General features: G+C 70.0%; 17 protein-coding genes. 12 read left to right on the top strand and 5 right to left on the bottom strand.

Annotated elements, in window-relative coordinates; genetic code table 11:
- The first annotated feature begins 9 nt into the window (after positions 1 to 9).
- Together Sdi02f_RS24920 and Sdi02f_RS24925 are read left to right on the top strand one after the other, a co-directional pair.
- The gene (locus Sdi02f_RS24920; RefSeq protein WP_030400139.1) at positions 10 to 1,029 is read left to right on the top strand and encodes an SEC-C domain-containing protein; all 1,020 of its coding nucleotides are present in this window, start codon (positions 10 to 12) and stop codon (positions 1,027 to 1,029) included.
- 107 nt (positions 1,030 to 1,136) lie between these two features.
- Complete coding sequence (locus Sdi02f_RS24925; RefSeq protein WP_030400140.1) at positions 1,137 to 1,598, top strand: SRPBCC family protein; 462 nt, start codon at positions 1,137 to 1,139, stop codon at positions 1,596 to 1,598.
- 59 nt (positions 1,599 to 1,657) lie between these two features.
- On the opposite strand, the gene arr is transcribed toward Sdi02f_RS24925, so the two are convergent.
- Entirely contained in the window at positions 1,658 to 2,068 is a 411-nt protein-coding gene (gene arr, locus Sdi02f_RS24930; protein WP_031184500.1) for an NAD(+)--rifampin ADP-ribosyltransferase, read from the bottom strand.
- Positions 2,069 to 2,264: 196 nt separating this feature from the next.
- On the opposite strand from arr, the gene Sdi02f_RS24935 reads away from it, so the two are divergent.
- The 3 genes from Sdi02f_RS24935 to Sdi02f_RS24945 are packed head-to-tail and all read left to right on the top strand — an operon-like array spanning position 2,265 to position 4,968.
- Entirely contained in the window at positions 2,265 to 2,657 is a 393-nt protein-coding gene (locus Sdi02f_RS24935; protein WP_037798381.1) for a very short patch repair endonuclease, read from the top strand.
- Between the two features lie 5 nt (positions 2,658 to 2,662).
- The gene (locus Sdi02f_RS24940) at positions 2,663 to 3,658 is read left to right on the top strand and encodes a DNA cytosine methyltransferase (RefSeq protein ID WP_055467618.1); all 996 of its coding nucleotides are present in this window, start codon (positions 2,663 to 2,665) and stop codon (positions 3,656 to 3,658) included.
- Between the two features lie 11 nt (positions 3,659 to 3,669).
- Positions 3,670 to 4,968 (top strand): DNA cytosine methyltransferase, encoded by a 1,299-nt coding sequence (locus Sdi02f_RS24945; RefSeq protein WP_055467617.1) that lies wholly within the window; start codon positions 3,670 to 3,672, stop codon positions 4,966 to 4,968.
- Between the two features lie 13 nt (positions 4,969 to 4,981).
- On the opposite strand, the gene Sdi02f_RS24950 is transcribed toward Sdi02f_RS24945, so the two are convergent.
- From Sdi02f_RS24950 to Sdi02f_RS24960, 3 genes are read right to left on the bottom strand one after another with little or no spacing between them, the layout of a single operon-like run.
- On the bottom strand, positions 4,982 to 5,845 hold the full coding sequence (locus tag Sdi02f_RS24950; protein WP_031084229.1) for a DUF6339 family protein: 864 nt from the start codon (positions 5,843 to 5,845) through the stop codon (positions 4,982 to 4,984).
- On the bottom strand, positions 5,842 to 6,837 hold the full coding sequence (locus Sdi02f_RS24955) for a hypothetical protein (protein ID WP_031084231.1): 996 nt from the start codon (positions 6,835 to 6,837) through the stop codon (positions 5,842 to 5,844). Before Sdi02f_RS24955 ends, Sdi02f_RS24950 begins: the two co-directional genes overlap by 4 nt.
- A gap of 3 nt (positions 6,838 to 6,840) precedes the next feature.
- Complete coding sequence (locus Sdi02f_RS24960; protein ID WP_031084233.1) at positions 6,841 to 8,988, bottom strand: helix-turn-helix transcriptional regulator; 2,148 nt, start codon at positions 8,986 to 8,988, stop codon at positions 6,841 to 6,843.
- 804 nt (positions 8,989 to 9,792) lie between these two features.
- Here Sdi02f_RS24960 and Sdi02f_RS24965 point away from each other — a divergent pair.
- From Sdi02f_RS24965 to drmB, 4 genes are read left to right on the top strand one after another with little or no spacing between them, the layout of a single operon-like run.
- Complete coding sequence (locus tag Sdi02f_RS24965) at positions 9,793 to 14,559, top strand: DEAD/DEAH box helicase (RefSeq protein WP_108934039.1); 4,767 nt, start codon at positions 9,793 to 9,795, stop codon at positions 14,557 to 14,559.
- Positions 14,556 to 16,460: a UvrD-helicase domain-containing protein gene (locus Sdi02f_RS24970; protein ID WP_108934040.1), complete on the top strand. Its 1,905-nt coding sequence runs from the start codon at positions 14,556 to 14,558 to the stop codon at positions 16,458 to 16,460. The genes Sdi02f_RS24965 and Sdi02f_RS24970 overlap by 4 nt, the downstream gene beginning before the upstream one ends.
- Positions 16,457 to 19,702, top strand: coding sequence for a helicase-related protein (locus tag Sdi02f_RS24975; RefSeq protein WP_108934041.1), 3,246 nt, complete (start codon positions 16,457 to 16,459; stop codon positions 19,700 to 19,702). The genes Sdi02f_RS24970 and Sdi02f_RS24975 overlap by 4 nt, the downstream gene beginning before the upstream one ends.
- Complete coding sequence (drmB, locus tag Sdi02f_RS24980; RefSeq protein ID WP_031084241.1) at positions 19,699 to 21,570, top strand: DUF1998 domain-containing protein; 1,872 nt, start codon at positions 19,699 to 19,701, stop codon at positions 21,568 to 21,570. Before Sdi02f_RS24975 ends, drmB begins: the two co-directional genes overlap by 4 nt.
- Here the strand turns inward: drmB and Sdi02f_RS24985 are convergent.
- Complete coding sequence (locus tag Sdi02f_RS24985) at positions 21,557 to 22,243, bottom strand: ATP-binding protein (RefSeq protein ID WP_368668292.1); 687 nt, start codon at positions 22,241 to 22,243, stop codon at positions 21,557 to 21,559. The genes drmB and Sdi02f_RS24985 overlap by 14 nt on opposite strands.
- 172 nt (positions 22,244 to 22,415) lie before the next feature.
- On the opposite strand from Sdi02f_RS24985, the gene Sdi02f_RS24990 reads away from it, so the two are divergent.
- From Sdi02f_RS24990 to Sdi02f_RS25000, 3 genes are all read left to right on the top strand, one after another.
- Positions 22,416 to 23,264 (top strand): helix-turn-helix domain-containing protein, encoded by an 849-nt coding sequence (locus tag Sdi02f_RS24990; RefSeq protein WP_108934043.1) that lies wholly within the window; start codon positions 22,416 to 22,418, stop codon positions 23,262 to 23,264.
- Positions 23,261 to 23,473 carry a DUF397 domain-containing protein gene (locus Sdi02f_RS24995; RefSeq protein WP_031084247.1) on the top strand — a complete coding sequence of 71 codons (213 nt, stop codon included), beginning with the start codon at positions 23,261 to 23,263 and terminating at the stop codon, positions 23,471 to 23,473. Before Sdi02f_RS24990 ends, Sdi02f_RS24995 begins: the two co-directional genes overlap by 4 nt.
- Before the next feature lie 204 nt (positions 23,474 to 23,677).
- Positions 23,678 to 23,947: an HAD hydrolase-like protein gene (locus Sdi02f_RS25000; protein WP_234334104.1), complete on the top strand. Its 270-nt coding sequence runs from the start codon at positions 23,678 to 23,680 to the stop codon at positions 23,945 to 23,947.
- Positions 23,948 to 23,990: the final 43 nt, after the last annotated feature.

Consider the following 23,990-nt stretch of genomic DNA (forward strand, 5'->3'; position numbering starts at 1 on the left):
GTGTCCCCCATGCGCCCCGACACGCCCGCCGAAAACGTCGACCACGCCGCCGAGGCGGCCCGCCTGGAACGGACCGCCGGCCTCTACCCCGAGGACGCCGAGGCCCTGCTGCTGCGCGCCGCCGCCCACCTGGAGCTGTCCGGCGACCGCCCGGCCGCGACCAGGCTCTACGACCGCCTGCTGTCGCCCGAGACCCCTTCCGCCCCGCTGGAGAAGCCGTCCCTGGTCCGCGCCCTGAAGGCGTCGAACCTCTGGGAGTACGACCACGAGGCGGAGGCCAGGGCCATCATCGACGGCGTGCGTGCGGCGGCGCCGCGCGACCCGGCCCCCTGGGTGATCGTGGCCGAGGCCCTGGCGGCCCACGACGAGCTGGAGGCGGCGCACGAGACGTTCACGGAGGGCGCCCGCCTGCTCCTCACCGACGTACCGGAGCCCCCGTACGCCACCCATCCCCTCCTCTACGGCCGCCACCGCGTCCGCCGCATGCTGGGCCTGGCCCACGACGAGTGGGACACGCTGGCCGACACCCTGCACTCGATGCCGGTCTCCCTGGACGAGCTGCACGACCCCAAGCGCGTCTGGTCCCTGGGCTCGGACGATCCGGCGGACCTGGAGGCCGAGATCTCCCGGCTGCGCGCCGAACTGGGCGCCTACCGCGAGGCCCTGTCCCGCCCCTTCCCGGTGGCCATGCTCCACTGGCCGGCCGGCGAACTGGCGGAACTGATCGAGGCGTACCCGCCCCTCGCCGCCGAGTACCCGTCGTACGAGGAGCACCTGGCGACGACGGAGGCGGCCCTGCGCGAACTGGCCTCGTCGGGCACCCCGAACCTGGGCGTGGTCCCGGGCACGGTCCCGTCCTACGAGGCCTTCGCGGCCTCGGAGGGCGCGTCCCCGGCCGACCCGGCCCTGCTCCCGCAGTACGCGACGACCTTGGCGGCCCGGGGCCTCGCGGTGGCGTGGCCGCCGCAGCGGGGGGCGGGTTGCTGGTGCGGCTCGAAGCGGCCGTACGGCGAGTGCCACGGACGCTGACACCCGGTCCTCCGAGGACCGATGAGATCGGGTGCCGCCGGTCGTCTACAGGTGCGAGAGCCTCACCGGCGACGGCGGGGCACCACCACTTGAGGAGGCATGACGACATGAGCACGGAGCATTCGCCCACCGCGGCCGACCAGGGGTTCTCCTACACGCTGACCCGCACCCTGGACGCCCCCGCGTCCCGGGTCTGGGCCGCCTGGACCACCCCCGACCAGTACGCCCGATGGGCCTACGCCGTCCCCGGCTCCGTGGAGATGGACGTCCGCCCCGGCGGCACCTGGAAGGCCACGATGCGCACCCCGGACGGCACGGAGTTCCCCCTGACGGGCTCCTACGCCGAGGTCGCCGAGCCGCGCCGCCTGACCATCGGCATGGACGTCCCGGGCCGCCCGGAGCCGGCGACGATGACCCTCGAACTGACGGAACAGGGACCGGGCACCACGGTGATCACCCTCCACCAGACCTGCGACACGGCGGAGGAACGGGACGGCGCGGAGCAGGGCAGCGGGATGCTGCTGGACGGCTTGACGGCGTTCCTGAGGGACGGCGCCGCAGGAGCCTGACGTCTCCCGGCCCCCGCTTCCCCTCCGCCCCCGACGGGGCACCGCCCTCCCCGGGCCGATCAGTTGATGATCTCGCCCCGGCCCTCCAGAGCCATCGTGGCCAGCCGGTCCCGCCACCTCTGGAGGGCCTCGGGCGTCTGCCGCGTCCAGTCGTCGACCTCACCGACGATCCGGAGCGGCTCCCTGCTGCGGTAGGAGCGGGTGGGATTCCCCGGGAACTTCTTGTCGGTCACGTTCGGATCGTTCTCGAACTCCCCGGTCGGCTCCACCTCGTACACCCGCGGAACCCCGTCACCGGCGGCGAGCTCGGCGGCCAGTCCGGCGCCGTCGCGCAGGGCGGTGAAGTAGATGTGGTTCATCACGACCTCGGGCCGGTAGTTCGAAGGAAAGCCGGCGGTGAGCCGATCACCGACCCGCAGATCGGCCTTCGTACCGTGGAAGAACGGTCCTTCGTCCAACACGTGGTCCATGGGGGGACGTTATCAATCGGGGGGTTGGGGGTGGGGGGCGTTCGGGCGCCCCTGTGCCGTGCCCACGACGGAAACCCCCGCCCCCGCCCTCGCCCCCCGTTCCGGCAAGCGGTCTTCTTGGTCGCTGCGCACCGCACGCCGGCACAATGACAGCGTGCCCGATCCCGTCCCGTCCTCCGCCGCCGTGTCCGCCCGCATGAGCCGCCAGGGCTCGCGCGACACGGCCCCGGAGATCGCGGTGCGCCGACTTCTCCACGCGTCGGGCCTGCGTTATCGCGTGAACGTTCCCGTACCCGGCATGGCCCGCCGGACGATCGACATCGTCTTCCCGAGGAGCAAGGTCGCCGTCTTCCTCGACGGCTGCTTCTGGCACGGTTGCCCACAGCACGCCACGCAGCCGAAGTCCAACGCCGAGTGGTGGCGCGCCAAGCTCGACAAGAACATGTCCCGCGACACCGAGACGTCCAGGCACCTGCGGGATCAGGGATGGGCGGTCCTTCGGTTCTGGGAGCACGAACGTCCGGAAGAGGTGGCCGTCCAGGTGCGGGCGGCTGTGGAACGGCGTCTGGCAGAACGAGCAGGAAGGTGAGGGGTGTGGGGGGACTGACGTTCGTGGACGTGTGCTCCGGGGCGGGTGGCCTGGCCCTCGGTCTGGAGCAAGCCGGATTCGAACCGCGCCTGCTCCTGGACGACGACGATGACGCGGTCGCCACCCTGCGGGCCAACAGGCCCCGCTGGAACGTCCTCCGTACCGACCTGCTCGACTTCGATCCGGCCGAACACCCCGAGAGTCATGACGTGGACCTCCTGTCGGCGGGCCTGCCGCGAGTGAAGTCGAGTGCGACCGCCCGGCGTGCCGAATCGGGGGTGGAGGAACGCTTGTTGGAGGCCACGATCCTCCTGGCCCACGCCATCAGACCACGAGCCGTGATCATCGAGAACGTTCCCGAACTCGCCCACTCGGACAGGTACCGACGCTTCCGTGACTTCGCCCGTGCCGAATTGGCCCACCTGGGCTACGAGTTCATCTGGTTCGTCGTGAACGCGGTCGACTTCGGAGTGCCGCAGAACCGGAAGCAGGGCGTCCTGGTGGCCGTCGAACGGCAATGGGCCGAGGCTTTCCGGCCGCCGACTCCCACGGTGCTGCGACCCCGGACCGTCGGCGCCGCCCTGGGGCCCTCCATGGCGGCACGCGGATGGCCGGACGCCGCCCGGTGGGCAGCCCAGGCCGATCAGCCGGCTCCGACGCTGGTCGGAGGGTCGAAGAACCGAGGTGGTGCCGACCTCGGTCCGACCGGGGCGAAACGGAAGTGGGCGACCATGGGCGTCAACGCCCACACCGTGGGCAACGAGGTCCCCGGTCCCGACTTCGTGTGGGACCCTCGGCTCGGCAGGGACGCCATGGTGAAAATCACAGTCGAGCAGGCAGCGCTGCTTCAGGGATTCCCCGAGTCGTGGGAGGTCAGGGGCCTGAAGACCGCCCGGTACCGCCAGATCGGTCACGCGACGCCGCCGCCCGTCGGCGAGGCACTGGGTCGTGCGGTCGCCGAAGCCTTGAGCGGGGAGCCGGTGGCCCCCGCTGCCGGCTAGAATTCCGCCACATGACCAGCACGCCGCCCCAGCAGTCCATCCTCGACAAGCCTTTTGTCCTGGACCTCTTCGCCGGGCCCGGTGGGCTGGACGTCGCCTGCGACAGGCTCGATGTCCCGAGTCTCGGGATCGAGTGGGACAGGAGCGCGTGTCTGACGCGGTACGCGGCCGGCCTGGACACGCTCCATGCCGACGTGAGCGCGGTCCGCAGGGATGCCTTCGAGTCGCTTCCGCCGGAGATCAACGTGCTCGCCGGCGGCCCCCCGTGCCAGACGTACTCAGTGGCCGGGAAGGGTGCGGGCCGCAAGGCTCTGGACGAGGTCAAGAAGTTCATCGACCGACTCATGGCCGGCGATTCCGACGAGGAGATCGACAAGGAGCTGAAGAAGCTCAGCGACCCGCGCACCGCACTGGTGCTCGAACCCCTCCGGTACGCGATCCAGGCGACCAGGAGCGTGAACCGGGGTTGCCGGCCGTACGACGTGGTCGTCCTGGAGCAGGTCCCCGCCGTGAGGGCGCTCTGGGACCGCTACGCCGAGGTGCTGGAGAACGTCGGCCTCCCCGACGGCACCAGGTACAGGACCGTCGTCGAAGTCCTGGACACCGAGACCTACGGAGTCCCCCAGACCCGGTCCCGTGCCGTGCTGATCGCTCGTCGTGAAGGACTCGGCGAGCCCTCGTTGCCCGTGGCGACCCACCGCGCCTACGAGGCGAAGGGATGGAATCGCAGGAAGGACGCCGTCCCCGCCCAGGCCACCCTCGACGAAGCCGCCGCGGAACCCCCGTCTCTGCCCGCGACGGGCAACGAACCGGCCCACTGGGTGTCGATGGGAGACGCTCTGGCCGACCCCGTCGGAATGCACCCGGGGCGCAAGACACCCTTCCTGGTCCGGTCGAACTACGGCAGTTCCGGGATCCCGGGACGGCGCGGGGTGCGGACCGACCGGCAGCCCGCCACCACCGTCACCGGCCGCATCTCGCGCTTCGTGGTCTTCGAGCCCGTCGGCGACCACCACCCCGACGTCGTCCGGGAGGGGCCGAGGTTCAGCATGAACGAGGCGGGGATGCTGCAGAGCTTCCCGCCGGGGTACCCGTGGTCGGGCACGGCACAGGCCCAGCAGGTGGGCAACGCCGTACCGCCCCTGTTCGGGGCGCATCTCCTGAGCGCGGCGCTCGGTCTTCCCGCACCGGCCGCGGAAGCCATGCGGGAACAGTGGGTGCCCGCAACGGAGGAGCAGCGAGCCAAGCTGCGAAGCCACGGCTGCGGGGCGGCGGACGACTGCACCGCCCGCTGCCCCCGCCCCGAGTAGCTCGACGCCTGTTTCAGTCCTCGGTCCTTCTGCCCCTGACCGGTGCGGTCTCGAACAGCTCGGTGAAGTAGTCGGTGAGCACCGACACGGACTCGTCCGGGACGGGCTCCTCGTCGGGTCCCTGCGGGAGAACGTGGCGCGCGACCGGTGGGGCTGTCTGCGCCTCCTCGATCCAGTCCCGCAGATCGGCGGCGTCCCTGGGCTCGTCGGGCGCGAGCGCGTCGTAGACCACGGTCGCGCCGGCCGCGTTGATGGCGACGCTCAGCCCGTTGAGTTCGCGTCCGGTGGTCACCTTCCCGTCCTTGAGGAGACGGACCAGCGCCTGGGCAGTGGGGCGGTGGTCGATCAGGTCCTTCCGGAGCACGGTGTGGATGAGGTCCTGATTGCCGCAGGCGACCTCGACCGGCCCGTAGTCCGGTCCGTTCCGGAAGAGTTCGGCCGCCCACCACAGGCGGGAGAAGCACTGCCGGTCGGTCGGACCGTGGAAGCGCTCCGGGGCCACGCGTCGGGACGCCTCCGACAGGTGGCGCCACACGACGTAGTCAGGAGCGACAGCCAGTGCCAAGTGGTTCCACAGTCGCCTGTCCGCCGCTTCCCGCCGCGTCAGTCGCAACGTGGCGTGGATCCGGGGCGCGAGCCAGGCGTCGGCCCCGGTGTGCTCCGTGTCGAAGGCGAACATGGCGTCGTCCACCAGGCTGCGAATCGGCTCGGTCGACCACCTGGCGTCGTCCTCGGGAAGGGGCTCGACGACCTTGGCCATGTCGATGCCGCTGTGGACCTCCTCCCCCCTGAGCAGGCCCTCCGTGAGAAAAGTGTCCGCCGCCGAGCCGGAGAGCAGCGCCAGACGCTCCGGCACGTGGTGAGGCTGGGTGATCACGTCTCGCTCTCCCTGTTCGTCCGTTCCAGGCTGCGGATCATGAAGCCCACCGCCTTGGCGGCATCGGCACGCCGTACCGCCGCGTAATGGATGCGCGTCTGCAGCTCGCCCCAACCCGCCTCACCGGTACGCCGGCGGTGGACCCGACGCAGGGCCTCCTCGACGTGCACACCGGGGACGACGTCGGGGAGCATCTCCCGCAACACCTCGCCCTGCCAGTCGGTCGGGAAGACCGGCCCGCCGTCGGGCTCCACCTCCAGGTCGCCGATGGCACCGTGGAAGACCGCCGTCCACACGTCCGTGGCCATCTGGGCGACCAGGAGATCACGTGCCTTGCTCTCCACACCGGACCCGTTGCTGTCCAACAGCCCGACGATGCCGTCGATGTCGGTGTTGACGAACACGGTGGGGACCCGTGCCGTGGTGTCCACGAGCCAGGGCGCGTCGCCGTAGGCGCGGAGCCATTCCCTGGAGCTCTTGTTGAACGACGCCTTCCGGACGTCCAGTCGCAGCCCTCTGACCGGTTCGTCGGAGACGGTGTCGACGATCCAGCTCCGGTCGGTCTCTGTGATCGAGCGCCCCCGCACCCCGTCGACCGTCCCGACGGCGTAGGCACTGAGGGAAGCACGTCCCAGGTGGTCGTCGCGCAGCACTTCCAGGTGGCCCGACCAGTCGCGGCTGCCCTCCGCGTCGCGTGTGAGGGGCGTCGACGTGCGGACGTTGGTCTCGCCGTCGGTCAAGACCGCGAGAACACGCAGATCGGACCATGCGGCGTCCGGAGCATCCGCGCCGGGCGGCAAGGTGGCCGAGAGACCGATGGTTGCGCTCACCCAGTCCGAGTGACCGGCGACTCCGAGGGCGACGGCCTGCTCCTGAGTCGAGTAGGCGCTGGTGTCCAGTGGATCACGGGTGCCGTCGGAGAGCTTGAGAGACACCGACGTCACCCTGAGCGTGATCGGACGGCCGAGTCGCTTGTACGGATAGATCTTCACGGGTCAAGCCCCCTTGCCGGCGCGCAGGTCGACGACGAGGCGGGTGAGTGTGGTTCTCACCGGGTGGCTGGATGCGTCGGTGGCTCCACGGAACTTCGCACGGCGGGTGCCGGGCGGGAAGCGCAGGGTCCCGTTCTCCACCTCGCAGCCCTCCACCGCGACGAGTTCCGCCCAGTCGAGGCGTGGGCGTCCTCCGGAGCGGACGTCCAACTGGGCGACCGGCACCATCGGGACGATCTCGTCACCGCGCGGGATCTTCACCTCCGCCGTGATCAGCCACTCCCCCTGATCGCCGATGGTCGCATCCAGCCCGTCCAGTACCGGGACCACCGGACCGGTGGGCACCTTCGCCCTGGGCCGGCTCTTGACGGTCAGCGCCTTGCGCAGAGCCTCGCCGCCTTCCCCTCTGCCTCGCTTCGGGCGGGCGACGAGTTCCCTCACCGCGCTGTTGACCTCGGTGGTCAGATTCTGGATCCGCCGATAGGCGGAGGGCGACCAGCGCAGCGTCAGCTCTTCCGTCTGGCCCCACCGGTCGTGCTCGGGCGGTTCCGCCGCGCGCAGGAACTCCTCGGCCTCCTTCGCGAAGGGAGCGGCCCCGCCCGCGGCCTCGCCGACCAGGAGAACGGCCTGGAAGGGGTTGGTCCCGATCGGCAGGTTCGGAACCGTGGCCTTCCTGACCGTCATGCGGTTGCCGCGCAGCGAGTGCACCCGGTTCACGGGGGTGTCCCGGTCGCCCTCGGCCTCGGTCACCAGCAGGACCGCCTGGTGGGTGCCCAGCGTCGCCCCTCTGGCGCCGCCCGTCAGCGGTAGCTTCAACGGAACGTTTCTGGAGGCCACCTGTCCCGACTCGGTGAGCCGGTCCACCGTGGCGCCCTCGTAGTGGGCCCGCAGGGCACGGGTGCGGGACGGTTGCTCGACGGACGGGTCCACCTTCGTCTCGGGCACGACCTCCTCGCCGTTGCGCAGAGCGCGAACCGATGCCTCCAGCAAGGGGAGTCGGCCCCCTCCACCGACCATGGCCGCCCAGAAGTCACGGCCGAGCGCCTCGACCAGGCGACCGTGCATCCTTTCGATGCCCCGTGTGTCCTCGGGGCCTTCTTCGTCGCGCTGTCCGCCGTCCTGGTCCGACGATTCCCCCTCGAGGCTGGCCACGTCGTGCGCCCCCACGATGAGGAAGGACGTACCGGGTTCGTCGTTCTCCCGACTCAGGAGGAGGCGGTCAACGGTGTCCTCGTCCGCCCACCACGAACGGGCGACCTCGGCGCCGGGCTTGTCGGGATCGGGGCGCCCGAACCACGCGGGGCCCGCGTAGACATGCCCGTCGACCTCGCGCCAGGGCAGTTCGAGGCGGCCGATCATGCGTCGTTCGGTCCGACCTTCGTGCGGCTCGGACAGGGTCGAGTTGATGAGTACGAGCCCGAGAGCGCTGGTGGCCCACAACGTGGCCTTGCCCAGACCGTACGAACCACCGGCGGCGGGGCCGGACTTCAGGCTCTCGAGCTGACGCCGGACGACGGCTGCGAACTTGCCGTCCGCGTAGTCGTCGCCGGTGAGCCCGGAGGCGTTGTAGTCGTCGACCCGCAGCAGGACCAGACGGCCCTTCTCGTACATGTCGCGCACACCCGCGTCGACGACCCGTCCGACCTTCTGGTTGCCGGCGGTCTCCGAGACTGCGGAGTAGTGGGGGAAGAGGTCGTTCCAGAGAATCGCCTCACGGAAGGCGTCCAGGTGTTCACCGGTCAGCTCGTGCAGGGTGTAACGGACCCGGACCGGGCGGCCGTTCTCCGTCAGACGCTCGTCGAGACTGTTCTGACACGTCTCGCGTGCGAGGACCTGCACGTCGGCGTCGAAGGCGAAGGCGGCGGCGTTGCCCAGGTCACGGCCGCCGTCGGGGTAGCCGGGGCGGTGGTACCAGGTGACCGGCAGGCCGGCTTGGGTGTCGGTGGTGCGGGTGTGCACCGTGCCGACGTCCGTACCGAGCGCGTTGGCGATGTCCGTCATGACGGTCGGGCGCGGGGTCGACCGCCCGGCGATCCACGCGGAGACGGCTGCTCGGGTGAGCCCCAGCTCCTTGGCCAGTTCGGCCTGTGTCTTCCCCGCGAGCCTGAGCTGCCGGGCCAGCCACGGCCCGAACTCCTCACCTGTCTCCACGCGCCACCTGCTTCCTCGGGTCGTAGGAGGAGGCTAATTTGACGATCACGATCATGTCAACCAATAGTTGACCGGAGGAGAGGGCGAGGCGACCGCAATCGGACTTACCGACTCGTCCGTTTTCGACCACTTCACCCCCGTATTGCCGTTGATCACAAGCGGAGGCCCCAACTCTCTTTATCCGCTCGTGCGTTGGGGCTTGCCTACTCGACAAGACCCCGATACATTCACCACGTTGGAAAAGCCGACTCGCTCGCAAACCGGTTTGTTCGGGGATCGTGCGACTGTCCGGAGGTCTGTCTTCATGCCCTCCTGACACGATCAGGGAGCGCACGAGGAAACGTTTTTGGAAATGCCGTGCGGCCGGGGGGAACCAGCCGCTACCGTGATCGGCGGGAGCGATTCCCGCAGCAGGAACCATTCGCTTCATGGGGGGCGTCGTCACGATTACACCCCTGCGCGAATTACGTGACTCATCAAACGACAGGGGTGGGGAATCTTGGACGAGGACGACTTCTTTCCGTTACTGCTCTCCCAGCGGGAGCGCAGTACATTCGAATTGGGCATTCAAGGGCCGACGAACGAGGTCGAGGGCCGGGGCTCCCCGATTCGCGACGAGCCGCCCGAGGACGAAGGTCCGCCTGCGGACTGACCTCGGGTCGCACCCGTACGACCTGCGCACTCGTCCACCGGAGAGCACTCCGACGTCAGTGCGCGACCAACCGTGGGCCGGCTCGCACACAGCCGGCGGGCCGGCCCGTCCTCTCGACTTCCACCCATCCCGACATCAGGAGTGCTGCCACCGTGTCGTCCTCGTCCTCAGCGGTGATCGAAACCGTTCTCGAACAATCCTCCCGTGTTCTCCAGACATACGCCGTGGACCCCGGCCTCGTGGCCGAGCACGCCAATGGTGAACGCCGCATCACACAAGGCGGATACGGCGACCGCCAGCTCTTCGAACTCGTGCAGAACGCGGCCGACGAAATCGCGAACGAACCCGGCGGACGCGTCCACGTGGTTCTCACGGAGACCCATCTGTACTGCGCCAACGAGGGAAGTCCGGTCACCCCGGAAGGGGCGGAAACCATCCTTCGCATGAGTATGTCGAAAAAGCGCGGCGGGCAGATCGGACGCTTCGGCGTCGGTGTGAAATCCGTCCTGGTCGTGACCGACGCTCCTGAATTCTTCAGCCGCACCGGGAGTTTCGGATTCCACCGCGCGTGGTCCTACGAGCAGATCAAGGCCGTGCCCGGTGTGACGGACCGCTACGGCCAGGAGTTCGACGCCCCCGTACTGCGCATGGCCCGGCCGCTCGACATGTCGTCCGAACGGGCCTCCGACCCCGTGCTGGACAAGCTGTTGACCTGGGCGACCACGGTCGTCCGGCTCCCGCTGCTCCCGAAGGCCGACGACCGGCTGGGCAAGGACATGCACGGTGCTCGTGGCAAGGACCACGGCGAGCCCCGCGAGGAGTTCCCGGTCGGGTTCCAGCTCTTCTCCCCCCACGTCGCCAAGGTCGTTCTGGAGGACCACCGCCCCAGGCCCATGGCACGCCGGATCCTGACCGCCCGACAGTCCGGCGACCTGCACACCGTGACCGAGGAGCGCACGGGGAAGGCTCTCTCCACCGAGCGGTGGCGCGTGTTCGGCACCACGCACGAGCCGGGCCCCGCCGCCCGCGCGGACGCCGGGGAACTGCACGACCGGGTCGCGCTCACTCTTTCCTGGGCCGTGCCCGCGCTGGAACGGGACGCCGACAGCGGCCTGTACGTGAGTCCCCGGTCTCGCGGTCGCGGCACGTTCTGGTCCTTCTTCCCCACCAAGTACGAGATGTCCCTGAGCGGCATCCTCAACGGGGCGTGGAAGACCAACGAGGACCGGCAGAACCTGCTCGACTCCTCCCCGTTCAACCAGGAAATGATCAGGGTGTCGGCGAAGTTGGTCGTCGACTCCCTGCCCGGGCTCGCCCCGGCAGAGGACCCGGCCGCCTACCTGCCCCTCCTGCCCGGCCGTGTCAAGGAGTCGATCAGCTGGGCCGACGAGTTCCTCACCCGGGAGATCTGGGCCCGTACCGCCACCAGCCCCTCGCTGCCCGACCAGGACGGTGTCCTGCGCCCCCCCGGGCAACTGCGCGTCCACCCGCGCCTGGACAAGGACCTGAAGCAACTGACGCGGTGGCTGACCATGTGGCACGAGTGCCCCGGACGGCCCGCGAACTGGCTCCACCCGAGCGTCGAGGCCGACAACCTGCGCTCCGGCAAGGTCGAGCACATCCTCACCGCCGCCGGACACGAGCGCGCCGGGGTCCGGGAGTGGCTGGAGGCCCTCGTCGCGAGCGGAACCCCCGAGGCGTCGGCGGTGGCCGTCCGGATCCTGGCCGACATGATCGAGAGGGGATCCTCCTACGCCGACGACGCCCGCAAGGCCCACATCGTGCTGACCGAGGAACACGGGCTCGTCCCGCCCGTCCCCGGCAAGGTGTTCCGTCGGGCCGAGCACCAGGACGGACTGCGCGAGTCCACGGTGTACGTCGTCGACGAGCTCGCCCAGGACCCGTCGTTGGCGCACGCGCTCAACGTCCTGGGCATCCGGGAGGCCGATGTCGAGGGACGGTTCGTCAGCGTCCTGGACCAGGGCTTCGACCACTACGGCGAGTCGGACTGGGAGCGCTTCTGGGAACTGTTCCGCCAGGCCGGCGTCCGTCGACTGGCCCACAAGGTCCTGGAGCGCATGCCCGACCCGCGCGCGACGCTCCGGGTTCGCACCGCTGACAAGCACTTCCGGCCGGTCGCGGACTGCATGCTGCCCGGAGTCGTGGTCGACGCCGAGCGCGACCCGAGCGTCGCCGTCGACATGACGTTCCACTCCGACGACACCTCCTTCTTCTCCCTGGTCGGCCTGCGGGAGCGGCCTTCCGGAGGCGTGCAACCGCGCGCCGACGAACCCTGGTTCGAGGAGTACCGGGCAGCTGTCCACGCCTCCCACCTGCGCACACTGGACAGCCGGGCCCCCCGTCCCGCGCTGAACAGGATGAAGGTCGAGGGCGCCGCGATCGGTGGGCCTCTCCACCTCTTCCGCGACCTGTCGGAGGAGTCCCGCGCGGCCTTCCTGAAGGCGCTGCCCGACGATGCCGTCGTGGACAACTGGACGCGTCAGTTCGGTGCCCAGACCGGCACACGGCAGGCGGTGATGTCCCCGATCCGCTGGATGCTGCGCAAACACGGCAGGGTCGCCACCTCCCAGGGGATCAAGCCGCTGGCCGAGGCTGTCGGCCCTCAGCTCGCCGCCTACCGCGATGTGCTGCCGGTCGCCGACGTCTCGCCCGAGAAGGCCCGCAAGCTGCGGATGCCCATCACCGTCGAAGAGGTTCCCGCCGACCGCTGGGACGCGCTCCTCGACGAGGTGTCCCGCAGTGAGGACGACGCCTTCGTCGGCACCACGTACGTGATGCTGACCCGGTTCGGGGCGGACTTCCCCGAGGACTCCCTCACCCGCTGCCGGATCGGGGAGGCCTGGGGTGCCCGCCCCGACGACGAGATCACGCTCGCCGTCGGCCCCGCCGAGTACCGGGCGCTGCGTGCCGAGCAGCTCCCCGCCCTGCTCGTGCCGTCCGCCGAGGACGCAGAGCTCATGGTCGAGAAGTGGGGCATGCTCCGCTATACCGACGTGATCAGCAGGGAGACCCGGGAGGTGCCCGAGGGCGATCCCGTGCCCCTCGTGGAGCTGTTCCCCGCACTGCGACAGCGCCTGAACAGCGGCAACCGCAACAGCAAGGTGCAGCGCTGCACGGAGCTGGAGGAGGTCACGCGTACGCCCAACGGCACGCACGCCTCTCCCCTGGACTCCGTGCGCCAGGACAACACGGTCAAGATCCGCGTGCCGCGGGAGCCCGAGCCGATGCTGCGGCTGATCGACCGGGAACTCGGCCTCGGCCTGGGTGCGGCCGGCTGCCGCGCGGTGCTGGAGCACCAGGACCGCATGGCCAAGGACAGCGCTCTGAAGGCCGCGCAGAAGGCCGTGCGCGACTCCGACGACGTCGTGGCCAAGCTCGAGCTGCTGATCGGCGCGGACGCGCTCCGGGCCGGCCTGCCCGAAGGGCTGATGGACGCCGAGTTGCAGGCGACCGGCGGCGCGGAGCCGTCGGGGCGCCGCATCGCACAGATGGCGTTCAACGCGCACGGCGACGGCGTGCTCCAGCAGCACGCCCGGGACATCCAGGCCCGCTTCCCCAACGCCCCGGTGGGATACGGGGGCTCGTCGGCCGCCATCGCGTTCGTCTCCGACCTGCGCCTGCCCATGGCGTTCGCCGGGTCGAGGACCCCCTCACCGCCTCCCTTCGAGACGATCGACGGCCCCCGGGACTTCCCCCGGCTCCACGACTACCAGGAGGACCTGGTCCGGAACATCTCCACCCTGCTCGACCGACTCGCCCCGCAGCGCGGCATGCTGTCCCTGCCCACCGGCGCGGGCAAGACGCGGGTCACCGCCGAGGCCGTGATCCGCTGGGTGAAGCGGGTCGGCGATCTCAAGGGTCCTCTGCTCTGGATCGCGCAGACGGAGGAACTGTGCGAACAGGCGGTGCAGAGCTGGAAGTTCGTCTGGAGCAAGGTCGGCGCCGAGCGACCGCTGACCATCAGCCGGTTGTGGAGCAGCAATGAGGTCGGCAACGTCGTCGATCACCCCCACCTGGTGGTCGCCACGGACGCGAAACTGGAGCGGTGCCTCGGCATCGACCAGTACGCGTGGTTGCGCGAACCGGCACTCGTGATCGTCGACGAGGCGCACACCGCGATCTCCAAGCGGTACACGGACATCCTCGGCCAGTTGGGTCTGACCCAGTACGAGACGCATCGGCACCTGCTCGGCCTGACCGCCACCCCCTTCCGCAACACCAACGAGGACGAGACCCGCCGACTGATCACCCGCTTCGGCAATCGACGGCTCGACGAAGGAGTGTTCCCGTCCGGCGACCCGTACCGCGACCTGCAGGAGTGGGGCATGCTCGCCGAGGTCGAGCACCGCACGCTCACGGGCGGTCGGATCGAACTGAGCCAGGACGAGAAGACGCACGCAGAGCGCATGGCGATGCTGTCCCGTGCCGCCGAGCAGCGGCTCGCCGACGACCACGAGCGGAGTCTGCGCATCGTCGAATCGGTGGCCGCCCTGCCGCCGGACTGGCCGACGCTGCTCTTCGCCACCTCGGTCGACCACGCGAAGTACCTGGCGGCCATGCTCAACGACCGGGGCGTCCGGTCCGCCGCCGTGGACTCGACGACCAGTGCGCAGGACCGTCGGACGCGGATCGAGAACTTCAGGAACGGCCGCATCCGCGTGCTCACCAACTACGGTGTGCTGACCCAGGGGTTCGACGCGCCCGCGACGCGGGTCGTGGTCGTGGCCCGACCGGTCTACAGCACCAACGTCTACCAGCAGATGATCGGTCGCGGCCTGCGCGGCCCCAAGAACGGCGGCAAGGACACCTGCCTGATCCTCAACGTCGACGACAACATCACCAACTTCAAGACCGACCTGGCCTTCACCCAGTTCGAGCACCTCTGGAGCCGTAAGTGACCGACGCCTACCTCGACAGTCCGCCGCTCACAGCCGAGCAGCGCGCCGTCGTCGAGCAGCCCTGGGACGCGCGGGTCCTGGTCACCGCCGGGGCCGGCGCGGGGAAGACGCACACGCTGGTGCGTCGACTCGACGCGCTGTGCGGACACGACGACCCGGACGAATCGCTGGACGCGGCCGACATTCTCGTCCTCACCTTCTCCCGGGCGGCCGCCCGGGAGTTGCGCGAGCGCATCACCCGGCACGGGGACCGGGCCCGCCGGGTGCGCGCGCAGACCTTCGACGCCTGGGCGTACGGGGTGCTCGTCCGGGCGTACCCGGATCGTGACTGGGCCTCGACGTCGTTCGACGAGCGGATCGGGGCCGCGGCGGAAGCTGTCGACGAGGGTGCGTTGGAGTCCGGCGACTCGGTCCCACCCTCCCACGTGGTGATCGACGAGGTTCAGGACCTGCTGGGCGACCGCAGGGAACTGGTGGAGGCCCTGCTCGACCGTTACCAGGAGAGCTGCGGTTTCACCGTGGTCGGTGACGCCGCCCAGTCGGTGTACGGCTTCCAGATCGAGGACCCGGCCGAACGCAACGACGAGACCGGCCGGTTCTTCGAGTGGCTGCGCAGCTCCTACCCCGACGACCTGGTGGAGCTGCGCCTCACGCAGAACTTCCGGGCCGTCACCCCCGAGGCTCGCGTCGCGCTGTCGCACGGCCCTCGGCTCCAAGAGGTGCGGGACGCGGACGAGGCCGCCACGGTCTACGAGGAACTGCGCGACCTCCTCCTGGATCCGGTGAACTCGCTGACCGACCTCACCGACGAGTACACCCTGCAGGGCCTGCGGGAGCTCGACGACACCTGTGCGGTCCTCACCCGCGACAACCGACAGGCCCTGGTGGTCTCCCGGCTGCTTCACGAGAACGGCATCGCACATCGACTTCGCCGTCCTCTCGAGGAACGGCCGGTGCCCTCCTGGGTGGCCGAGCTGCTGCGTCGCACCGAGGCGACCGGTGTGACCGAGGACCGGTTCCGTGCGCTGCTGGAGCAGATCCCGCTGCCCCACGAACCGAACACGGGCGCACTGTGGACGGTGCTGCGACGCGCGACCCGCTCCCCCGGTCGCACCTCACTCGACCTCGACCGGCTGCGTCGCACGGTCGCCGACGGCCGTTTCCCCGACGAGGCCGCCGATCCGGAGACCGCGCGGATCGTCGTTTCCACCGTGCACCGGGCCAAGGGCCTGGAGTTCGACCGCGTGATCGTCCTGACCCCTCCGCCCCTGGCCGAAATCCACAAGCAGTACGGCCCCGAGGCGGACCTTCCGGCGGAGGCCCGCGCCCTGTACGTGGCGATGACGCGTGCCCGGCAGGACCTGTACCACGTCCGCTCCCCCGAGTTGCCGGTCATCAGGAGAGCGGGCAACCGAAGGACCGGCCGGCAATTCGTCGGCGGGTGGCGGTCGTACGACAGGTTCGGCATGGTGGCGGAGGCCGTCGACGTGTGCCGCGACCAGCCGCCCGGTCACGCGACCGACGCGGTGGCGACCCAGACCTACCTCCTGCACGAGGTCGGTCCGGGCCAGGAGGTGCTGCTGCGCAAGCGCCACGATCTACCCGCGGGCGAGACCCAGAGCCCGCCGTACGCCCTGGTGCACCGGGGCCGCGAGATAGGCGAGGCCTCGGAGCACTTCCGGCACGACCTCTTCCGCGTGCAGAAGGTGAACCGGGGCTGGGAGCCGTGGTGGCCCGACGAGATCCGCGGTCTGCGGATCGACACCGTGGAGACGGTGACGGGCAGCGTCGCGGCCGGAGCCAACGCCGGCCTGGGCGACCGGGGTGTGTGGACGGTGCCGCGGATCACCGGCATCGGCATGTTTCGACGGGCTGAGGAAGAAGAGGAGCAGAGCGCATGACGCACGTGGCAGGTCGGCACTCCGAGCACTACCGGGTGCGGGACGAGGAACTCCTCGTCGGACTGCGCAGGGAACTCTTCGGCCCCTCCGAGGACGCGGCACCGGAGGACCGGGACGAGGTCCTCGCCCAGGACGCGCCGATCGACCGCTACCTGACCGGTGTGCTGTATCCGCGCGCCTCGCGGGAGCGGAGCATCGAGAACGCCGCCGAGCAGGACGGTCTGGACACGGCACCCGTCATGAGCCGGGAGGACGCCGAGGAGTCCGGTGCGCCTCAGGAAGCCGGTGTCGCGGGCGACAAGCGCCCGTCCTCCATGGGTCTGACCTTCGCGGTCGACCCGGACACGAGCGCCACGATCGTGGTCTCGACGCGCGCCGCGGTCTACGAACCCACCGACGCCGACGGCAACCCGGTTCCCGCACGCCGGGCCGAGGCCCGCACCGTCTCGGAGCAGCGGGAGCGGTGGCGACGCAAGGAGCTCGAACTCCCCGAGAAGATCGTCGACGTGACGGCTCCGACCCCGGGCGAGCTGATCGACCTGGTGCCGAAGAAGGTCGCGCTGCACGTCATCGTCCGCCGAGCCGATCCGGTCAGCGGCACGGTCACCGTCACGGTCACGCTGATCAACAGGCAGAAGGTCGGCGAGCGGGATCTCCAGGACGCCTTCGCCCTGTTCCAGTGCGGCCTGGTGGTCTGGGCCGCCGACGGCTCCAGTGCCTTCGTCGAGCGCCCCGCTCCGGAGACCGCCCACGACCCGGAGATCGCCGGCAGTCGGCTGCTGCACCGTCATGCCCCGACCTTCGCCGTCGGCCACGGCTGTGCCGCCGCCTGGGACTGGGTTCCGTCGCCGATCGGCGTGACCGACAGCATCCCGGCCGCCGTCCCCGAGGTGCGCAGCGAGTTCGTGCCCAGCGTGGAGGTGCTGCTGACCGACTCCAACCCCGAGATCGACAGTTCGTCGTTGTCGATGCTGGGGCTCGCCGAGAAGCCCGACAGCGAGGTTCTGGCCGCCCTGGAGGGACTGGCGACGGGGTACGAGGACTGGATCGCCCGCAAGTCGGCGGAGGCCGACGCTCTGGCGGGCGGCCCTCACGGTGAGTCCGCGCGGGACCATGTGGCCACTTGTCGCGAGGCACTGGGCCGGATGCGCGAGGGCATCGGGCTGCTGAGGGCCAAACCCGACCTGATGCGGGCGTTCCGGCTGGCCAACCGCGCCATGGCCGACCAGCGGGCACGCAGCGCGTGGGTGAAGGATGGACGTGTCGGCAGCCCGGACCCGTCCGCGGGCCGCTGGCGTCCCTTCCAGATCGCCTTCCTCCTGCTCTGCACGGCCGGCATCGACGACCCTGCGCACGACGACCGGAAGATCTCCGACCTGCTCTGGTTCCCGACCGGTGGTGGCAAGACCGAGGCCTACCTCGGGCTGATCGCCCTGACGTCCTTCCTGCGCCGCATCCGCAGGGGTGCCGACGGCGGCGGTGTCACCGTCATCATGCGCTACACGCTTCGACTGCTGACTCTGCAGCAGTTCGAGCGTGCGGCGATCCTGCTCTGCGCCATGGAACAGATGAGGCGCCACACCCCCGAGCTGGGCGACGAACCGTTCTCCGTCGGTATGTGGGTGGGACGTTCGGCCACTCCCAACACGCTGGCCGAGGCCGCCGCCAGGCTCGACGAGCTGCGGGCCGACCTCGACAAGCGTCTCGCCACCGAGAACCCGGTCCAGTTGCACGCCTGCCCGTGGTGCGGGACCCGGCTCGACGCCCGGGACTACGCGGTCGACGAGGAGGCCAAACGGATGGACATCCGCTGCCCGGGAGCGGACTGCGACTTCTCCGGCGGCCTTCCCGTCCACCTCATCGACGAGGCGGTGTACGACGCACGCCCGACGCTGGTGATCGCCACCGTCGACAAGTTCGCCTCGATGCCGTGGCGCCCCGCGACCTCCGCGCTCTTCAACCTCGACGACCCGGCGGACGGCACTCCTCCCCCGGAGCTCATCGTCCAGGACGAGCTCCATCTGATCTCCGGCCCCCTGGGCACGCTCACCGGCCTCTACGAGACCGCGGTCGACGCGCTGGCCGAGCGACCAAAGGTGATCGCCTCCACGGCGACCATCCGCCGCGCCGCCGACCAGGGGCGTCACCTCTTCGCCCGCGACGTGCGCCAGTTCCCGCCCGCCGGCCTCGACTCCCGCGACTCGTGGTTCGCCGTGGAAACGCCGCGCGAGGAGAAGGCGAGTCGCCGCTACGTCGGCCTCCTGGCTCCCGGCACCAGTCAGTCCACGCTGCTGATCCGCACGTACGCCACACTGCTGCACCGGGCCATGCACGCGGAGACCGACGACAAGGTGCGCGACGCCTACTGGAGTCTCATCGGCTACTTCAACAGCCTGCGGCTGCTCTCCGCGGCCGAACTCCAGGTCCACGACGACGTGGTGGCCTACCTCGAACTGCTCGCCGACCGCGAGGGCGTGGCCGTGCGCCCGGTGGCCAACTACTCGGAGCTGACCAGCCGTATCGACGCCAGCGAGATCCCCACACGTCTCAAGGGCATCGAGAAGCGGCTCCCCGACGAGGACACCGTGGACGTCCTGCTCGCCACGAACATGATCGCGGTGGGCGTGGACGTGGACCGACTCGGCCTGATGGCCGTGATGGGCCAACCGCAGACGACCGCCGAGTACATCCAGGCCACGAGCCGCGTCGGACGTGCACACCCCGGCCTCGTCGCCGTCATGCTCAACTCGGCGCGCGCCCGGGACCGGTCGCACTACGAGAACTTCCAGCATTACCACTCGGCCCTCTACCGCGAGGTCGAGTCCACCTCCGTGACACCGTTCTCCGCCCGCGCACGGGAACGCGGCCTCCACGCGGTGGTCGTCGCCCTCACCCGCATCCTGATCCCCGCGGCCCGCCCGAACGACGGCGCCGGTCGGGTCGAGACCTACGAGCACATCCTCCGGGGCCGCATCAGGTCCCTGCTCCTGGACCGTGTCCTCGCCGTCACTCCCTCGGAGGCCGAGGCCGTCGAGCAGGGATTCGACGAGTTCGTCGACTGGTGGTGCAAGGAAGCCGGCATTCACTCGGGGCTGCTGTTCGAACCGAAGCGGGGCAGCCGCGCCCCCTCGATCCTGAAGGCGTACGACGACGAGTCGGAGGACCGCGAGGCCTGGCCCACCTTGTGGAGCCTGCGCGACGTCGATGCCGAGTCCGCCCTGTTCATGGAGGGAACCCGATGACTCCGCCCCCCAACCGCCGCCGTCGGACCGCGGTCAACGGCACCGCCCCGGCCCACAACCTGCCCCGCCGCGGCTCGGTCCGTCGGGCCCAGGCGATCAGCACGTACGGCGTCGGATCGCTCATCGCCGTCGACCACGAGTCCTTCGTCGTGTCCGGTCTGGACGAGGCCGACCGGAGTTGGCGCGGTGACGAGTCGCCCGTCGTCCACGAGCGACGGCTGGCCAGACTGCTCGACGTCGACTTCTTCCGGTTGCCGCCGGCGTCCGACGACACCAGCAAGGACGGCCTTCGGGTCCGCCGCTTCCCCCTGATGCACTCGTGTCCCGAGTGCAACGACCTGCAACCCCACCGCGACTTCTCCCCACCTGCCGGACGAAGCGTCTGCGGCACCTGCGAGGTGGACCTCGTCCCCTCCCGCTTCGTCGTCGCCTGCGAAGCCGGACACCTCGACGAGTTCCCCTACTGGCAGTGGGTGCACCGCTCGCCCGACCGTGACTCCGCGAGGATCGGGAAGTGCGGCGGCAGGCTCAGGATGCGCACGACCGGGCGCACCTCTTCGCTCCGCTCCATCGTCGTCTCCTGCACGTGCGGACAGGTGCCCGAGGTGTCGATGGAGGGTTCCTTCCGCAGGAACGCGCTGAAGGACCTCCGTCTCACCTGCCGGGGCGCCCGTCCGTGGCTCGGCACCTCCGCCGCGGACCCCGCGGGGTGCGGTCTTCCCCTGCGCACCCTCCAGCGCGGTTCCTCGTCGGTGTGGCAACCGGTGTTGAAGTCGGCGCTCTCCATCCCCCCGTGGAGCAGCGGCCGTGCGGATCCGCTCGCGGAACACTGGGCGAAGCTGAGGACGTACGACGACGTGGCGCGCATCGAGGGCTACCTCGATGCCGTCTTCGGCGACAGGGAGTGGCCCCTCCCTCTGGAAGAGATCATGGCGTTGCTCGACGCCGAGCGCGAGGAGGACCCGCAGGACGACAGGACGCCCGGCTTCGACCACCGCTACCGCGCCCTCCGCAACAAGGAGTACGAGCGCCTGCGTTCGGGCAACGACGAGAGCGAGCAGTCCCGTGACGAGCAGTTCGTCTGCGAGACACCGCTCGGTGATCAGGCCGTGCTCCAACCGCTCGGGATCACGGGCCCGATGCTGGTGAAGAAGCTGCGCGAAGTCCGGGCCCTGAAGGCGTTCACCCGCCTCGTCGACGCGGAATCGACGACCGACCCGAAGGAGATGCCGCTCTCCGAGAGGCCCCTGCGCTGGCTGCCGGCCATGGAGGTCCAGGGCGAAGGGGTCTTCCTGCGCCTGGACGAGAGCCGCCTGGACGCGTGGGAGAAGGCACCGGCCGTGGCTGCCCGGGTCGAGCGCATGCGAGCCGCTCACCAGCGCATGCTCGACCAGCGGGCCGACGACCCGAGTCAGGCGGTGACTTCCCCGGCTTCGCCCCGCATGGTGCTGCTGCACACCTTGGCCCACGTCCTCGTCAACGAGTGGAGCCTGGAGGCGGGGTACCCTTCCGCCTCCCTGCGGGAGCGCCTGTACGCGGCGGACGACATGGCCGGGGTGCTGGTCTACACGGCGACGAGCGACTCGGCGGGCAGTCTCGGCGGACTCGTCGCCCAAGGCGAACCGGACGTTCTCGACCGCACTGTGCGTTCGGCGATCCGACGCGCCGAGTGGTGCTCCTCCGACCCGCTGTGCATGGAGGCCGAGGTGGGCGGTTCGACGGGGACGAACCTCGCTGCCTGCCACGCCTGCGTGATGCTCCCCGAGACGAGCTGCGAGCACAACAACGTCCTGCTGGACCGTGCGCTGCTGGTGGGAACACCGGAGGCGCCCGCCCTGGGATTCTTCGCGCACCTCACCGCGGGCTGACACCCTCGAAAGCCTCGGCCTCGAACCGAATCTGCGCACGGTCCAGCACGTCGTCCGCGTCTCGGCCGTGCGCACTGAGCCAGTGGAGGAGGTCGGTGACCACGCAGATCGCCGCCTCCTCCCCCTCGGTGACGCCCAACCTGGCGGACCCGGGTCCACGCTTGGGCTGCCCGGCACCGTAAAGTCCGATCACCGTCTCGACCCGGGTCATCCTCAGGCACCCTTCGTGGCCGCTCACCGGCGGCAGGCCGGTGGCCAGCTCGCACCAGGTGACCTTGCGGTCGGCGCACAGATGAACGCCCCACCGATCCGCGATCGCCCCGACGAGCGCCATTCCCCGACCGCCTTCCGACTCGAGATCCGCGGCGACGAGCGCAGGAAGGACGCTGGTGTCGGGGTCGTGCACCTCGATGCGCAGGGTGGTGCCGTTCAGCTCCACCGCCAGGGTCGTCGGCGTACCGGCACCGACGTGAGTGATGACATTGGCCACGAATTCGCTCACACAGAGCTGTGCCTCGTCGACCAGGTCCCGCAGTCCCCACGCTCCGAGGCAGGCGCGTACGTTCCGTCGCAGCACCGCCACTTCTGCCTCATGAGCCTCGAATTCCACAACCCACGACGGCTGTGTCATGCATGCGGTTGGGATCACTTCCGACCTCCGACATCCGTGCATCCGGGCAGACGACGGGTGTTCCGCACCGGTCCCGTCCCGTCGTCGTGCTCGCCAGCATGGCCGGCACACATCTCGCCGTGCAATGTGCACGGCGAGATTCGCACCATCGGGTGATTGTCCTCCGGAGCCCTTGGCACAGAGACTGGACGCTGTTCGGACGAAGGGGGCCGACATGGCCGGATCGCCGACGGCACGTCGCCGTCGCCTCTCCATCGAATTGAAGAAGCTTCGGGAGAAGAATGCGCTGACCTGCGCGCAAGTGGGAGCGGCCCTGGACTGGAGCGGGTCCAAGGTCAACCGGATGGAGACCGGCAGTGGGAGGGTCCAGCCGTCCGACGTGGACGTCCTGTGCCGCTTCTACGAGACCAGCGAGGAACTGCGCGAGTTCCTCAAGTCGTTGGCCCGACAGGCAAAGACCCGCAGTTGGTGGCAGGCGCACGGCTCGGGCGTGCCCGAATGGTTCTCCATCTACATCGGCCTCGAACAGGACGCCTCCACGCTGCGCCAGTACCAGTGCGAGGTGCTGCCCGGCCTCCTGCAGACGGAGCCGTACGCACGTGAACTCCACACGTGTGGCTCCTACATGCCGCCGGAGGACATCGACCGCGCGGTGCGGGTTCGCCTGGAACGGCAGTCGATGCTCAGCGCGCCCGATGCCCCCGACTGCTGGTTCGTCGTGAGCGAAGGAGCGGTGCGCAGGGTCATAGGGGACCGCGAAGTCATGCGCGCCCAACTGGAACACGTGTTGGACGCGGTCCAGCGCCCGAGCGTGACGCTCCAGGTACTCCCGTTCGACGCCGGCACCTGCCCGACCACGGGCCCGTTCACCGTGCTCGGTTTCCCGGACCCGGAGGACCCGGACATCGTCTACCGGGACGGAATCACCGATGCCATGTACCTGGAGGGGGAACCTCACATCCGGGAGTACAACAGGGCCTTCGACGAACTGCGAGCGGCGGCCCTGAGCCCGCGGCGCACCATGGAGTTGCTCACCACCGTGATGAAGGAGTCGACACGATGAACACCGACCTCGACGGCCTCGGCGGGAGCGGACCGTCCCTCACGTGGGTCAGGTCGTCCTACAGCAACGGCGCGGGGGGCGAATGCGTCGAGTGCGCCGCCGCGGGTGATCGGATACTCGTGCGCGACACGAAGACGGGCGGCGCCCTCGTGACATCCGTGGGCGTCGTCGCCTGGCGTGCCTTTACGGGCACCGTCGGTCGGGACTGACCGTGATCCATTGCCCTCGGGCCGCAGGGCCGGTTCCCGTGGTGGTGTCACCGCGGCGGGAGAAGCCTGCGCCCGACTCAGACCTGTAGGCGTCCGCGCCCCCACGGCCCGTCCGCCCCGTACCGGTGGCCATAGGCCCTGTCGCGGGGTCACGCCTGGAGGCGGACGCACATGAGGACGGTGCGCCGCTCCCGTGCGGCCCTGATGCCGACCGGGGGAGCGTACGGCGAGGACGGTGAAGGCCGTCCCGAGCTGCTCCGTACAGCGCTGGCCCGGGCGGGTGTTCAGGGCTCCGCAGCGGTGTTCTTCGGTGATACTCCGGCCGATGCCGTGGGCGGGCGGGAAGCCGGGGTTCGGGTCGTCGCGGTGGCCGCGGGCCGGGCTTCGGCCAAGGAACTGCGAGCCGCGGGTGCCGCGGATGTCCTCGAGTCCCTGTCGGATGTTCCCGCTGTGCCGGCCGCTGTCGGAGTATGACCGACATCCGCAGCACGGGGGCGGGGGGACGGACCACACGGCC

Origin of the sequence: Streptomyces ardesiacus (assembly GCF_003112575.1) — a bacterium.
Taxonomy (GTDB): domain Bacteria; phylum Actinomycetota; class Actinomycetes; order Streptomycetales; family Streptomycetaceae; genus Streptomyces; species Streptomyces ardesiacus.